Genomic DNA, 14,697 nt, shown 5'->3' with positions numbered 1-14,697 from the left:
GTGCGGTGCGCCCGGCCGGGTCAGCCCTCGAACGGCGCCAGCAGCTGGCGCAGCAGGTCCGCCAGCTGCGCGGACCGCTGCGGCCCCAGCGCGTCGAGCACGGACCGCTCCCGGGCGAGGAGGTCCGCGAGCGCGGTGTCCACGCGGCTCGCGCCGTCGCCGGTGAGCCGCACGAGCACGCCGCGGCGGTCCGCCGGGTCGGGGTGGCGCTCCACCAGGCCGCGCGCCGCGAGCCTGTCGATGCGGGTGGTCATCGTGCCGGAGGTGACCAGGGTGGCGGCGGCCAGCGACGACGGCGACAGCTCGTGCGGCGCACCGGAGCGGCGCAGCGCCGCGAGGACGTCGAACTCCCACTGGACCAGCTCGGTGCCGGCGAACGCCTCCGCGCGGGCCCGGTCGAGGTGGTGGGCCAGGCGCGAGACCCGTGAGAGCACGAGCAGCGGCGAGGCGTCCAGGTCGGGGCGCTCGCGCGCCCAGGCCGCCACCAGCCGGTCGACCTCGTCGTCGTCCACCGCTCAGCCCGCGTGCGGGGTCAGGCGGGGGCTGGGCTCCATGCCCGAGAGCCCGTTCCACGCGAGGTTGACGATGTGCGCGGCCACCACGGCCTTGTCGGGCTGGCGGGACCCGAGCCACCACTGGCCGGTCAGCGCCACCATGCCGACCAGCATCTGCGCGTACATGGGGGCCGCGTCGACGCTGAGGCCGAGCCTGCGGAACTCCTGCGACAGCATCTCCTCGACCTGGGTGGCCACGTCGCCGAGGAGGCTCGCGAAGGTCCCCGTGGTCTGCGCCACGGGGGAGTCGCGCACGAGGATGCGGAACCCGTCGGTGTTCTCCTCCACGTACCCCAGCAGGGCGAGCGTGGTGCGCTCCAGCAGCACGCGGGGGTGGGCGCGGGTGTCGAGGGCGGCGCTCAGCGCCGAGAGCAGCGCGCGGACCTCGCGGTCGACGACGACGGCGTACAGGCCCTCCTTGCCGCCGAAGTGCTCGTAGACCACCGGCTTGGAGACCCGGGCACGGGCGGCGACCTCCTCGACGCTGGTGCCGTCGAACCCCTTCTGCGCGAAGAGTCCGCGGCCGACGACGAGCAGCTGCTCGCGCCGCTCAGCGCCGGTCATCCGCGTGCGGCCCACCCCGCCATCGTGCCCTACCGCCGGTGACCGCCCCGTTGCGCCGGACGGGCGACGCGGAGCGCCGGGGCTCAGGTCGCCCGGGGGTGCTGCCGATGCAGCACCCGTCGGGGCCGCCTGCGCGGTCCCGGCGGCACGGGCCGGGCGACGCGCGGCGCGGACGGCAGCAGGTACGGCACCAGGAGGAACCAGTGGAGTCGGTCGTCGAGGTCCTCGTGGTGTGGCTGCTCGCGAGCCCGGTGGTCGCCGTGCTCGTCGGGACGGCGATCTCGCGTGCCGCTGCCGCGGCCGAGGCCCGCGGCGAGGCCGCCCCGGGCCCCCTGCCCGACCTCAGCCTCATCCCGGCGCAGGCGACCACGTCTCCTGAGGTCCTGCGGCTCGGGATCCTGCCCCGCAGCTGAGGGGCGCCCTCGAGCGCTCCGTCCCGACCGTCACCCGACCGTCACCCGAACGGGTGACGACGCGCGGGTGAACGCGGACCCACCTGCTTCCCTCGGCTCCGGGGTCGCGGTTCCGTGGTGATCACGCCCTGGAACCAGCCGTCCATCCTCAGGAGCCCCATGACCACCGTCGTGCCCCGGCCCGCTCCAGCCCGCGGCCCAGAGCCGCTGCGGGGCGGAGCCGTCGAGCACGGCTCCCCGGGCCGCCTGCGCCGCGTCGCCCCGCCGCGCACCCACTGGACCACCGTCTACGTGCGCCGGGTGGTTCTCGCCGACGCGGTGGCCGTGCTCGGCGCGACCTCGCTGGCGTACGCGCTGCGCTTCGCGGCCGTGCCCACCGAGACCTGGCAGGACCTGCTCCTGCTGCTGGGCGTGCCGGCGCTGTGGTTCTCCACCCTCTTCGCCAACCGGACCTACGAGGCGCGGTTCCTCGGGCTGGGCAGCGAGGAGTACGGCCGCGTCGTCCGCGCCAGCACCTTCACCCTGGCGATGCTGGCCACCGGCTCGTGGGCGTTCCAGCTGGACATCGCCCGCGGCTACGTCCTGTTCGCCCTGCCGCTCGGCACCGCCGGGCTGCTGGTGCTGCGCTACCTCAACCGGCAGGTCCTCCACGCCCAGCGCGAGAGGGGCCTCCACACCCAGACCCTCGTGGTGGCGGGCCACCACGAGGGCGTCCTGGGCGTGGTGCGCCAGGTCCGTCGGGCCCGCTACCACGGGATGGTGGTGGTGGGCGTCTGCCTCCCCGACGCCCGCGGCGGACGCCGCGGCGAGGAGGCCTTCGTGCTCGCGCAGCTGGCCGAGATGGGCGTCCCCGTGCTCGGCACGCTCGAGGAGCTCGCCGAGACCAGCGTGGCGGCGGGTGTCGACGCGGTCGCCGTGCTGCCCACGCCGGAGACCGACGGCGCCTTCCTGCGCCGCCTCGGCTGGGCGCTGGAGGAGACGCACGCCGACCTCTTCGTGGCGCCCGCCGTCACCGAGGTGGTGGGGCCGCGGGTGGCGATCCGCCCGGTGTGCGGCCTGCCGCTGCTGCACCTGGAGCGGCCCGAGATGACGGGCTTCCGGCGCCTCGCGAAGGGGACGGTGGACCGACTCGCCGCCGCGGTCGCGGTCCTGCTGCTGGCCCCCGTGCTGCTGCTCATCGCGCTGGCCGTGAAGCTGGACAGCCGGGGCCCGGTGCTCTTCCGGCAGGAGCGGGTGGGCCTGGAGGGCCGCACCTTCGGGATGCTGAAGTTCCGGTCCATGGTGGTGGACGCCGAGGCGCGCCTGAGGGAGCTGGTGAGCTCCAGCGAGGGCAACGCGGTGCTCTTCAAGATGAAGGACGACCCGCGGGTCACCCGGGTCGGCCGTGTGCTGCGGCGGCTGTCCCTGGACGAGCTGCCGCAGCTGCTCAACGTCCTGGTCGGCCAGATGTCCCTGGTCGGTCCACGCCCGCCGCTGGCCCGGGAGGTGGCCGTCTACGGCGACGACGCCCGGCGCAAGCTGCTCGTGAAGCCCGGCCTGACCGGGCTGTGGCAGATCAACGGCCGCTCCGACCTGGACTGGGACGAGTCCCTGCGCCTGGACCTGCGCTACGTGGAGAACTGGTCGTTCGCGTTCGACTTCATGATCCTGTGGAAGACCGTGGGCGCCGTCGTCCGCAGCAAGGGCGCCTACTGACCGCTGGCTCTCCAGAGGCGTCTGACGGAGACGGCGGGGGAGGGCGAAAGCCACGAAAGGTGCACGCCGGGGGAGGTGCTGCCCCTAGCGTCCCCTCCATGAGGCAGCGGGACGTCCTGGCGCGAGCGGCTCTCGGAGTCCTCGCGCTGCTCGCCCCCGTCGCGCTGGGGCTGGCCCCCCACGCCGAAGCCGAGTCCGTCGCGCCGACCGCCGCGCCGACCGCCGCGCCGACCGCCGAGGCCTCCGCCTCCGCCTCCGGGACCACGTCCGCGGCGACGGACGTCCCGGCCACCGAGGTGCTCCTGGACGACTTCGACGGCCACGGAGCCCCCGCTGCTGCGGCCGTGGGCGGGCAGTACCGCTCGTGGACCTCGCCCGGCGCGTCGCTGACGTCGTCAGGGGGGGCTCTGGAGGTCGCAGGTCTGGGACCCGGGTCCTCCTTCCACCTCTCGGCGTCGCAGGTGAGGGCCCGCGACGTGCTGGTCAGCAGCACCACCACGGCCGAGCCCGAGGGGGCTCGCTACTACGGGGGCGTGTCCGCGCGCGTGACGGCGGCGGGACGCTACGCGGCCACGGTGTCCACCGCGCAGACCGGCGAGGTGGTGGTCCGGGTCGACCGCGTCACCCGCACCGGGACCACCAGGCTCGGGCAGGGGGCGGTGACGGCGGTCCCCGGAGCGCCGCTGCACCTGGACCTCCGGGTCGAGGGGGCCGCCCCCACCCGGCTCCGGGCCCGGGCGTGGGTCGAGGGCGCGGCCGTCCCCGACTGGCAGGTCGTCGCCGCCGATGACGCAGCGGAGCTGTCAGGCCCTGGAGCCGTCAGCCTGCAGGGGTACCTGTCCCGCGCGGCGGCGAGCGCCTCGGTGCGTGTCGACGCCGTGTCGGCGTGGTCGTGGGACGCGACCGCCTCCGAGACCCCGAGCTCTCCGGCAGCCTCGGACGGGCCGGCGACGAGCCCGTCCGCCGCTCCTTCCCCCACCACCAGCGCTCCGCTCGTGACGCCCACCGCTCCGTCCCTGACCCCCAGCGCTCCGCTCGTGACGCCGTCGGCGGTGTCGACGACCCCGGCGACGACCCCGGCGACGACCCCGGCGACGACCCCGGCGACGACCCCGGCGACGACCCCGGCGACGACCGCGGCGACGACCGCGCCCGCGCCGTCCGCGTCCTCCGGGAGGCCGTCGCTGACGGGCTTCCAGCACCCGGGGATCGTCGTCAGCTCCGAGCAGCTGGTCTTCGTGCGGGCCCAGGTCGCCGCGTCTCGCGAGCCGTGGACGTCGGCGCTGGCGCGGGCCCGGGGCTCGTTCTACGCGAAGGCCTCCTGGGTGCCGCAGCCGGTCGCCCAGGTGAAGTGCGGCGCCAGCAGCAGTCTCAACACCGGGTGCACGGCCGAGACCGACGACGCCCAGGCGGCGTACACCAACGCGCTGCTGTTCTCCCTCACCGGTGAGCAGCGCTACGGCGACAAGGCCGTGCAGATCCTCGACGCCTGGTCGGGGGTGCTGCAGGGCCACAGCTTCGACACGTCGCTCTACAAGAACGGCCGCCTCCAGGCGGCGTGGGCGGGGCAGACCTTCTCCAAGGCCGCGGAGCTGGTCCGCTACAGCCGCGCCGGGTGGGCGCCGGACCGCGTCGCCCGCTTCGAGCAGATGCTCCGCACCGCGTTCCTGCCCATGGTCCGGGACGGCTGGACGGGCGGGGGGGCGAACTGGCAGCTGTCCATGGCCGAGGCGACGATGGACATCGGCGTCTTCCTGGACGACCGGGCGGTCTTCGACGACGGCGTCGCGGACTGGCGGGCGCAGGTGGTCTCCGCCTTCTACCTCACCTCCGACGGGCCCCAGCCGATCCCGCCGCTGGGCACCTACGTCAAGGCCAGCTACGTGCTCACCTACTGGTACGGGCCGTCGCGGTTCGTGGACGGGCTGGGTCAGGAGACCTGCCGGGACCTCGGCCACACCGCGATGGGACTGGCCGCTGCGCTCAACGCCGCCGAGACGGCCCAGATCCAGGGGCTGGACCTCTTCGAGGAGCAGCGCCCCCGCCTGGTGGCGGCGATGGAGCTGACCGCCACCTACCTGGCCGACCCCTCCGCCCCGGGATGGGTGTGCCCCGCCCCTCCGAAGGCCGGGGGCTCGGCGGGTTCGCTCACCTTCGAGATCGGCCTGCGCCACTACGGGGTCGACGACGGGCTCTCCCTGCCCCGGACCACCGCCTGGGTCCAGCGCAACCGTCCCTCCACGACGGGCATCTTCATGAACTGGGAGACGCTCACGCACGGGTCGTGACCCGACGGCCACGAGCGCCCCGTCACCCGAAAGGGTGACGGGGTGCTCTCGCGGGGGTGGATCTCCGTGCAGGCTCTCCAGTCGATCGGTTCACCAGCCGTTCACTCGAGAGCAAGCCCGGGGCGACACGGTCCCCGGTCCGCGGAGGAGTCATCGTGAGCGTCCTCGACCGGCCCGCGCCCCAGGTCGCCAACGGCGCCAGCACCCGGCTGAGCATCGCCATGGTCGGTACCCGCGGGGTGCCCGCCCACTACGGGGGCTTCGAGACCTGCGTGGAGGAGGTCGGGGCGCGTCTGGCCGAGCGCGGCCACGACGTGGTGGTGTACTGCCGCCGCGCCAGCGACGACGACGCGGGGGAGCGCCTCCCCGAGCACCGGGGCATGCGCCTGGTCCACCTGCCCGCCATGCGCTCCCGCACCCTGGAGACCCTGAGCCACACGGGCGGCTCCGTGGCCCACCTCGTGCGCCACCCCACCGACGTCGCCATCGTCTTCAACGCCGCCAACGCCCCCTACCTGCCGGTGGTCCGCGCCCGCGGCATCCCGGTCGCCACGCACGTGGACGGCCTGGAGTGGAAGCGCGCCAAGTGGGGCCCCACCGGCCAGCGGTACTACCGCCAGGCCGAGGCGCTCGCGGTGCGCTTCTCCGACGCGCTCATCGCTGACGCGGTGGGCATCCAGGACTACTACACCGAGCGCTTCGGCAAGGAGACCACGCTCATCACCTACGGCGCCCCGCACGTCGAGGGCGACGGGGACCCGGCCCGCCTGGCCGAGCTGGGGCTCGAGCCCGGTGGTTACCACCTCGTGGTGGCCCGCTTCGAGCCGGAGAACCACGTCGACGTGGTCGTCGAGGGCTACAGCGCCAGCACCGCGCGCAAGCCGCTGGTGGTGGTCGGCTCCGCGCCCTACTCCGACGCCTACACCGCTCGCGTGCGCTCCCTGGCCGACGACCGCGTGCAGTTCCTCGGCGGGGTGTGGGACCAGGACCTGCTGGACCAGCTCTACGCCGGTGCCCACACCTACCTCCACGGCCACTCGGTGGGGGGGACCAACCCGTCCCTGCTGCGCGCCATCGGAGCGCGCACGGCGGTCAGCGCGTTCGACGTCTCCTTCAACCGCGAGGTCCTCGAGGACGCCGGCCGGTACTGGAGCTCCGCCAGCGACGTGCGCGCCGTGGTGGAGGCCTCCGAGGACGATGCCGAGGGCACGCGAGCCCGTGCGGCGGCCTCCGGTGAGCGCGCAGCGCTGTACGACTGGGACGTCGTGGCGGACGGTTACGAGGCCCTCTGCCTGCGCCTGGCGAAGCGCTCCGTGCGCGTCTCCGCGCCCGCCCGGGCCTGAGGAGGGCGCCCGGAGCCCGTCCCTCCTGGCCGGCCGACGCGCCGTACCGGAGGTGCCGCAGGGGGCGGCTGCGCTCCCGACCCGGTGCGAGGTGCGGCGCGGGCTCGTCCCGCGTCCGCGGAACTCCCCGCGCGGGGGTGACCTCCCGGGTAGCGTCCGCCGCGTGACACCGCCGCTGCTCCGCCTGGACCCGCCCGACCGTCGGACTGCCGGTCGCTGGTGGGTGGCCGCGGGGATCGCGGGTGGTCTCCTGGTCGTGAGCGGGTGCACCGCTGCGGCCCCCGACGGCTCCGCGACGCAGTCCTCCTCCACTCCTGTCGCGACCACCGGCACCTCCGTCCCCCCGGAGACGACGCCGGTGCCGACACCGAGCACGCCCGCTGGCCCGCCGGCCAGCACCGCGCCCGCTGTCGGTGTCACCACGGTGCCCCCGGTGGGGCTGTCGAGCCCTGCGCCCTTCGGCGACGGTCTGGTGGCCACGGTCACGGCGGTCGAGCGGGTCCAGCTCAAGGGGACGGGACCGGGAGAGGTGGCCGGCCCGGGCACGGCGGTCTCCCTCACCCTCCGGAACGGGACGACGGCCCGGGTGGACCTCGGGGGCGTCGTGGTGGGGGTGACGTACGGCGACGGCTCACCCGGGGACCCGAGCACCTCGGTCCCCGCAGACGTGCCCGGGGGCGTGCTGGAGCCCGGGGCCTCGGTGAAGGGGGTCTGGGTCTTCTCCCGCCCGAGCGGGGCCACGGACCCTGTCGAGGTCACTGTGGGGAGCGTGAGCTCAGCAGCGGTCGTCACCATCCGCTCCTGAGGCAACGGCTGGCGGCAGACCCATCTCCGTCACCACAGAGTGATGGAGTGTGACTCCAAGTAGTGAAGGCCCCCCGAGGGGGCTCACTGAGAGTCACCGATCATCGACAGGGGGCATCACGCTCCGTAGTTTCGTGCTCAGAGCACGGCCGGGAGGACCCGGACCACCGTGCGGGGGGCCCGCCGAGCGATCGGCGGCAGAGCACGGGAGTGCCGATGTCTGTGAAGAGGTTGCGCCGCAGTGCGACGGCCGTCGCCGCCGGAGCGCTGGCGACCGCGCTGGCCCTGCCGGCCACCGCCGCCACGGCGCTCGCGGCCGACGCCGCCCCAGCAGCGGCCCAGCTGCCGGCCACGGTCAGCGCTGACTCCCTGCCCACGGTGCAGGTGAACGGCGTCGTGTGGAACCAGCTGGTGGTGGGCAACACCGTCTACGTCGCCGGGGAGTTCACCTCGGCGCGTCCCGCCGGTGCGCCCGCGGGCACGTCCGAGGTGGCGCGCACCAACCTGCTCGCCTACGACATCACCACGGGCAGCCTCATCTCCAGCTGGGCGCCCACGGTGAACGGCACCGCCTACGGCCTCGCCGCCTCTGCCGACGGCAAGAAGGTCTACGTGTCCGGCAGCTTCACCCAGGCCAACGGCCAGACCCAGTACCGCCTGGCCGCGTTCGACGCCACCAGCGGCGCCCTGGTCAGCGGCTTCAAGCCGGTCTTCGACGCCCGGGTGCGCTCCATCGCCGTCGTCGGCGACACCCTGTACGCCGGTGGCATCTTCACGCGGGTCGGCAGCACCCCCCGCATCCGGCTGGCCGCGCTGAACGCCACGACCGGCGCCCTCGTCACCGGCTGGAACGCGAGCGCCGACGCCGAGGTCCTGGCCATGGTGGTGCCGTCCTCGACGCCCGAGCTGGTCATCGCGGGCCGCTTCGGCACCGTCAACGGCACGGCCTCCCGCGGCTCGGGCGCCCTCAGCCTCGACACGGGGGCCTCGCTGCCCTGGGCCGTGCAGGAGCAGGTCTACGACTACGGGCCGTCCTCGGCCGTCTACAGCCTCTCCACCGACGGCACCGCCGTGTTCGCGACGGGCTACAACTTCGGTGACTACGGCAACTTCGAGAACAGCTTCGCGGCCGAGGCCAACGGCGGCGCGCTGCGCTGGGCCAACTCCTGCCTCGGCGACACCTACGGCAGTCACCCCCTGAACGGCGTCCTCTACACCGCTGGCCACGCCCACGACTGCTCCACCATGGGCGGCCTCCCCGACCTCGCGCCCCGGCAGTACCAGTGGGCCCTCGCCGGCACCACCGCTGCCTCGGGCAGGACCAACCCGCGCAACGCCTACGGCTGGCTCGAGGGCACTCCGCAGAACACCCAGCTGCACTGGACGCCCACCTTCAACGCAGGCTCGTACACGGGCCAGGGGCAGTCGACCTGGGACGTCACCGGCAACCAGACCTACATCGTCTACGGCGGTGAGTTCACCAACGTCAACGGCAAGGGCCAGCAGGGCCTGGCGCGCTTCGCCGTGCGCTCGTCCGCCCCCGGCAAGGAGGGGCCGCAGGGCGGCAGCGACCTGACGCCGTCGGCGACCGCCACCTACCCGGGCCAGGTGCGCCTGGCGTGGCGCTCGGCGTGGGACCGCGACGACAAGACCCTCACCTACGAGCTGCTGCGCGGCTCGGCCACCAACCCGACCGTGGTCGCCACCACCACCGCCAGCACCGAGTGGTGGGACAGGCCGCCGCTGGCGCTCGCCGACCCCTCGCCGCTGGCCGGTGCGCAGCAGTACCGCGTGCGCGTCACCGACCCGAGCGGGAACACCGTCACGGGCAGCCCGGTGTCGGCGACGGTGTCCACCACCGCGGCCTCCGCCTACCCGGCGGCCGTCAAGCAGGACGGCGCGACGGACTACTGGCGCCTCGGTGACCGCACCGGCCTGGTGGGCACCGCGTCCATCGGCGAGCACGACCTCAAGGTCGACAGCTCCGAGACGCGCGGCACCGCCGGGGCCACTGCGGACGGCAACACGGCGATGACCTTCACGGGGGTCACCGAGATCCCGTTCACCACCCGCTTCGGGCCCAGCTACAAGTCGGTGGTCCCCGCGGCCACCACGTACACGCTCGACGGTCCGCAGACCTACACGACCGAGGCGTGGATCAACACGACCACGACCTCCGGCGGGAAGATCATCGGGTTCGGCAACTCGAACTCCGGTTACAGCTCCAACTACGACCGCCAGGTCTACATGACGAACGACGGTCGCCTGGTGGCCGGCGTCTACAACGGCGGCATCAACACGGCCGCCTCGACCAAGACCTACAACGACGGCCAGTGGCACCACGTCGTGTCGACCCTCGGCGCGAGCGGCCTGTCCCTCTACGTGGACGGGGTCAAGGTGGCGGTCAACAGCGCCGCCACGCAGGCCCAGCCCTTCAACGGCTACTGGCGCATCGGCGGGGACAACCTCAACTACTGGCCCGACCAGCCGACGAGCGCCGGCTTCGCCGGCGCCATCGACGACGTCGCGGTGTACCCGACGGCTCTGACCGGTGCGCAGGTGCGCGCCCACTACGCGGCCACCGGCCGCACCGCAGCCGTGACGCCGGCCCCGAGCGACGCCTACGGGAAGAGCGTGTACGGCTCGGACCCGCAGTTCTTCTGGCGCGGTGACGGCGTGACCGGCACGACCGTGGCCGACGCCGGTCCCAACGGTGTCACGGGCGTGGAGCACGGCGGAGTCTCCGCCGCTCCCGGCGTCCCCGGCATCGGGGGCAACGGCTTCGGCCTCAACGGCACCGATGCCTACCTCGTGGAGGCGCAGGGCCACGACCGCCCCCAGCAGTACTCGGCGGAGCTCTGGTTCTCCAGCACCTCCACCCGGGGCGGCAAGCTCATCGGGACCGGCAACGCGAACAACGACTACAGCTGGTCCAACGACCGCAACGTGACGCTCCAGGACGACGGCCGGCTCTCGGTCAACGTCTGGACCGGCCAGGAGAACCGCTACACCACGACCGCTGCCTACAACGACGGCACGTGGCACCACGTGGTCCTGACGCAGGGCTCCGCGGGCATCCGCCTCTACGTGGACGGCGCGGTGGTCATCTCCAACGCCCAGACGGGCAACGAGGCCGGGTACGGCTACTGGCGCGTCGGTGGCGACACCACGTGGGCCGGCACCAGCACCAGCCGCCACGTCGCGGCGACGATCGACCAGGTCGCCGTCTACGACCGTCCGCTCAGCGCCGACGAGGTGACGGCCCACTTCGCGGCTGCGGGCGGCAACGTCCCGCCCACCGCGGTCTTCACGCCCACCACCAACGGGCTCGCGCTCGGCGTGGACGCGTCGGCGTCGACGGACACCGACGGCATCGCCTCCTACCGGTGGACCTTCGGGGACGGCGCCACGGCCACGGGCGCCACGGCGCAGCACACCTACGCGAAGGCCGGCACCTACGCCGTGGCTCTGACGACCACCGACACCAAGGGCGCTACGACCACCGCCCAGCAGAGCGTCACGGTGCGCAGCACGTCGGACGCTCCCGCGGACGCCTACGGCGCCGCCGTCTACGCGGCCGGGCCGGACGCCTACTACCGCTTGGACGCCGCAGCCGGTGCCACCTCGGCCGCCGACTCCAGCGGGCTGGGCAACACCGGCGTCCTCCACGGCGGTGTCCGCACCGGGGCTCCCGGCGTCTCGTCCACGGTCGGCGCCGGCACCGGTGCCACCCTGGACGGCCAGGTGGGCACCACGATCGTCGACCCGCAGCGGCTCGACGGGCCGACCACGTACTCCCTCGAGATGTGGTTCAGCACCACCAGCACCCGCGGCGGCAAGCTCATCGGCTTCGGCGACGGTGACGGCACCGGGTACAGCGGGAACTACGACCGCCACGTCATCATGAACACCGACGGCACCCTCCACTTCGGGGTCTGGACCGGTCAGGAGAACCGCGTCGACACGTCCGCCGCGTACAACGACGGCAAGTGGCACCACGTGGTCGCCACCCAGGGGCCCGCGGGCATGGTCCTGTACGTCGACGGCACGTCCGTGGGCACCAACGGCCAGACCCGGGCCCAGGCCTACAGCGGCTACTGGAGGGTCGGCGGCGACAGCAGCTGGGGTCCCACCCAGAACGGCTTCCTGGACGGCTCCGTCGACGAGGTGGCGATCTACTCCACGGTCCTGCCCGCCAGCGCTGTGGCCGACCACTTCGCCAAGGGAGCGGCGCCCGCCAACCAGGCTCCGACGGCGGCGTTCACCGCGGCGGCGACGGGTCTGAGCGCGGCGTTCGACGCCTCGGCCTCCAAGGACGCTGACGGCTCGGTCGCCAGCTACGCCTGGGACTTCGGGGACGGGGCCAAGGGCACCGGGGCCACCGCGACCCACGCCTACGCGACGGCGGGGACGTACACGGCCACCCTGGTGGTGACCGACGACAAGGGTGCGACCGGCACGGCGACCCGGCAGGTGGTGGTCAGCGCTCCGGCGCCGGCCAACCAGGCCCCGACGGCGGCGTTCTCGGTGACGGCCGCGGACCTGTCCGCCTCGTTCGACGCGTCAGCCTCCGCCGACGCCGACGGAACCGTCGCCAGCTACGCCTGGGACTTCGGGGACGGCACCACGGGCACGGGGCGCACCGCCTCGCACACCTACGCGACCGCTGGCACCCGCACCGCCACCCTGGTGGTGACCGACGACAAGGGCGCCACCGCCACGGTGAGCCACCCGGTCTCGGTGACGGCCCCGGCGCCGGCCAACCAGGCCCCCACGGCCTCCTTCACCGCCACGGCCAAGGACCTGTCGGTGGCCCTGGACGCGTCGGCCTCGGCGGACTCCGACGGCGCGGTCGCCTCCTACGCCTGGGACTTCGGGGACCAGACCACTGGCACGGGGCGCACCGCGTCGCACACCTACGCCGCGGCTGGCACCTACCAGGTCAAGCTGACGGTGACGGACGACAAGGGCGCCGCCGGCTCCCTGACCCAGGAGGTCGTGGTCACCGCCCCCGTGGCGGCGAACAAGCCCCCGACGGCGTCCTTCACCAGCTCCGCCACCGGCCTCGCGGCCTCCCTGGACGCCTCGGCCTCGAGCGACCCGGACGGCGCGGTCGCCTCCTACGCCTGGGACTTCGGGGACCAGACCTCCGGCACCGGGCGCACCGCGTCGCACACGTACAAGGCCGCCGGCACCTACGCCGTCGTCCTCACGGTGACCGATGACAAGGGCGCGACCGCCTCCCTGACCCGCTCGGTGGTCGTGGCCCCCGCCACCCCGCCGACCGCGGCCCTGGCCGCGGACTCCTTCAGCCGCACCGTCTCCAGCGGCTGGGGGAGCGCGGACACCGGTGGCGCCTGGACGGCGCCGAGCGGCTCGAGCTCGGTGGACGGGTCCGCCGGACGCCTCGTCATGGGCAAGCCCGGCGTCACCACCGGCGCGTCGCTGGCCGGGGTGTCCTCCTCCGACACCGACCTGCTGGCGGTCGTCTCGCTGGACAAGGCGGCCACCGGCGGCGGGACCTACGTCTCGCTGGTGGGTCGCCGCACGACGGCCGGCGACTACCGGGCCAAGGTCAAGGTCGGCGCCGACGGCGCCGTCACCCTGAGCCTGACCCGCACCTCCGGCAGCACCGAGACCTCCCTGCGGGCGGTCGTGCTGAACGGCGTGACGATCGGCGCCGGCCAGAAGCTGGCGGTCCGGGTGCAGGTGGTCGGCACGGGCACCACCTCCCTGTCCGCCAAGGCCTGGGCGGCGGGCTCCGCTGAGCCCACCAGCTGGGCGGTCTCTGCCACCGACACCACGGCCGAGCTGCAGGGCGCCGGCTCGATCGGGGTCATCGGCTACCTGTCCGGCAGCGCGACCAACGCTCCGGTCAGCCTGCTGGTGGACGAGCTGAGCGCCACCACCACCGGCCGCCAGGCCGTCTGAGTGAGCACCACCCAGGGCGCCCCCGTCGCCGCGGCACCAGCCGCGGCCGGCGGGGGCGCCGCCCTCGGCGGGACGCGCCTCGCGTGGGTCGACCTCGTCAAGGGCGTCGCCATCTGCCTGGTGGTCCTCCACCACGCCACCCAGGAGCTCGAGCAGCTGGCTCCCGTCCCCTCGGTGCTCCTGCGCCTCGACGAGCAGCTCGCGAGCTTCCGGATGCCGCTGTTCTTCCTCGCGTCAGGCCTCTTCGCCGCTCGCACGCTCACCTCCTCCTGGGACGTCGTGTGGCGGCGCCGCGTCCTGTTCTTCGCCTGGGTCTACGTGCTCTGGTCCGTGGTGCAGCACGTCGCGTCGCGCGTCCTGCCCAGCGCCACCCCGGGCGACGACCCGACGCGCGTCCTGGACCTGTTCGTCGGGCTGGTCCACCCCAGCACCGTGCTGTGGTTCCTCTACGCGCTGGCGGTCTTCAGCATCGCCGTCCGCCTGGCCCGCCGCGTCCCGCCCGGGCTGCACCTCCTGCTCGCAGCGGTCGTCGCGGTGCTGGTCGGCGGCAGGGTCGTCCCCGTCGACGACTACGCCTGGCGGTCCATGGGGGCCTACTACGTCTTCTTCGTGGCCGGCGTCCAGCACCGCGCGCTGGTGGACCGCTTCGCCGCCCGGACCACGTGGCCGCGGGCGCTGGCCGCCGCCGCTGTGTACGCGGGGTGCGCCTACGCCGTGGGGGAGCTGGTTCCCGACAAGCCGCCGGGCGTGCGGCTGGCCCTCAGCGCCGTGGCGCTGGTGGCCGGGGTGTCGCTGGCGGTGGTGATGGCGCCGACCCGTCCGGGTGGGCTCCTGGCGGCGCTCGGTCGGCGCACCCTGCCCGTCTACGTCGCGCACTTCCCCGTGGTCCTGGCCCTGGTGGCCCCCCTGGTCATCACGGGGTGGCGGCCCGGCGCACCGGTGGCCGTCGTCCTGCTCGGCGTCGTCGTCGTCATCGCGGTGGTGGTGCCGCTCCTGGTCGAGCGCGCGGCGCAGCGGAGCGGCGCGGGCTGGCTGTACCGCCCGCCCGCCCGCCTGTCGGCGGCGCGCGGGCTGCCCCGCGCGGCCGCCTGAGGCGCCACCGGCA

Annotated in this window: 9 protein-coding genes; 7 read left to right on the top strand and 2 right to left on the bottom strand. The window is 74.2% G+C overall.

Annotation, left to right across the window (positions count from 1 at the left end; translation table 11 throughout):
• Positions 1 to 20 precede the first annotated feature (20 nt).
• Positions 21 to 512 (bottom strand): MarR family winged helix-turn-helix transcriptional regulator, encoded by a 492-nt coding sequence (locus tag H7K62_RS08205; RefSeq protein WP_186717422.1) that lies wholly within the window; start codon positions 510 to 512, stop codon positions 21 to 23.
• Positions 513 to 515: 3 nt separating this feature from the next.
• Positions 516 to 1,118 carry a TetR/AcrR family transcriptional regulator gene (locus tag H7K62_RS08200; RefSeq protein WP_186717553.1) on the bottom strand — a complete coding sequence of 201 codons (603 nt, stop codon included), beginning with the start codon at positions 1,116 to 1,118 and terminating at the stop codon, positions 516 to 518.
• Between the two features lie 203 nt (positions 1,119 to 1,321).
• Here H7K62_RS08200 and H7K62_RS08195 point away from each other — a divergent pair, with 203 nt between their 5' ends.
• The 7 genes from H7K62_RS08195 (at position 1,322) to H7K62_RS08165 (ending at position 14,684) form a co-directional block, all read left to right on the top strand.
• A complete protein-coding gene (locus H7K62_RS08195) occupies positions 1,322 to 1,531 on the top strand; it encodes a hypothetical protein (RefSeq protein WP_186717421.1) in 210 nt (69 codons plus the stop codon).
• A 159-nt stretch (positions 1,532 to 1,690) separates the two neighbouring features.
• A complete protein-coding gene (locus H7K62_RS08190; RefSeq protein WP_186717420.1) occupies positions 1,691 to 3,226 on the top strand; it encodes a sugar transferase in 1,536 nt (511 codons plus the stop codon).
• Between the two features lie 98 nt (positions 3,227 to 3,324).
• Positions 3,325 to 5,514 carry an alginate lyase family protein gene (locus H7K62_RS08185; protein ID WP_186717419.1) on the top strand — a complete coding sequence of 730 codons (2,190 nt, stop codon included), beginning with the start codon at positions 3,325 to 3,327 and terminating at the stop codon, positions 5,512 to 5,514.
• A gap of 221 nt (positions 5,515 to 5,735) precedes the next feature.
• The gene (locus tag H7K62_RS08180; protein WP_186717552.1) at positions 5,736 to 6,857 is read left to right on the top strand and encodes a DUF1972 domain-containing protein; all 1,122 of its coding nucleotides are present in this window, start codon (positions 5,736 to 5,738) and stop codon (positions 6,855 to 6,857) included.
• Between the two features lie 256 nt (positions 6,858 to 7,113).
• Positions 7,114 to 7,662, top strand: a complete 549-nt coding sequence (locus tag H7K62_RS08175) for a hypothetical protein (protein WP_186717418.1) — start codon at positions 7,114 to 7,116, stop codon at positions 7,660 to 7,662.
• A gap of 215 nt (positions 7,663 to 7,877) precedes the next feature.
• Positions 7,878 to 13,592, top strand: a complete 5,715-nt coding sequence (locus H7K62_RS08170; RefSeq protein WP_186717417.1) for a PKD domain-containing protein — start codon at positions 7,878 to 7,880, stop codon at positions 13,590 to 13,592.
• Positions 13,593 to 14,684, top strand: coding sequence for an acyltransferase family protein (locus tag H7K62_RS08165; RefSeq protein ID WP_186717416.1), 1,092 nt, complete (start codon positions 13,593 to 13,595; stop codon positions 14,682 to 14,684).
• The last annotated feature ends 13 nt before the right edge of the window (positions 14,685 to 14,697 follow it).

Origin of the sequence: Quadrisphaera sp. RL12-1S, assembly GCF_014270065.1 — a bacterium.
Lineage (GTDB): Bacteria > Actinomycetota > Actinomycetes > Actinomycetales > Quadrisphaeraceae > Quadrisphaera.
This window is presented reverse-complemented; position numbering and strand designations above follow the sequence as displayed.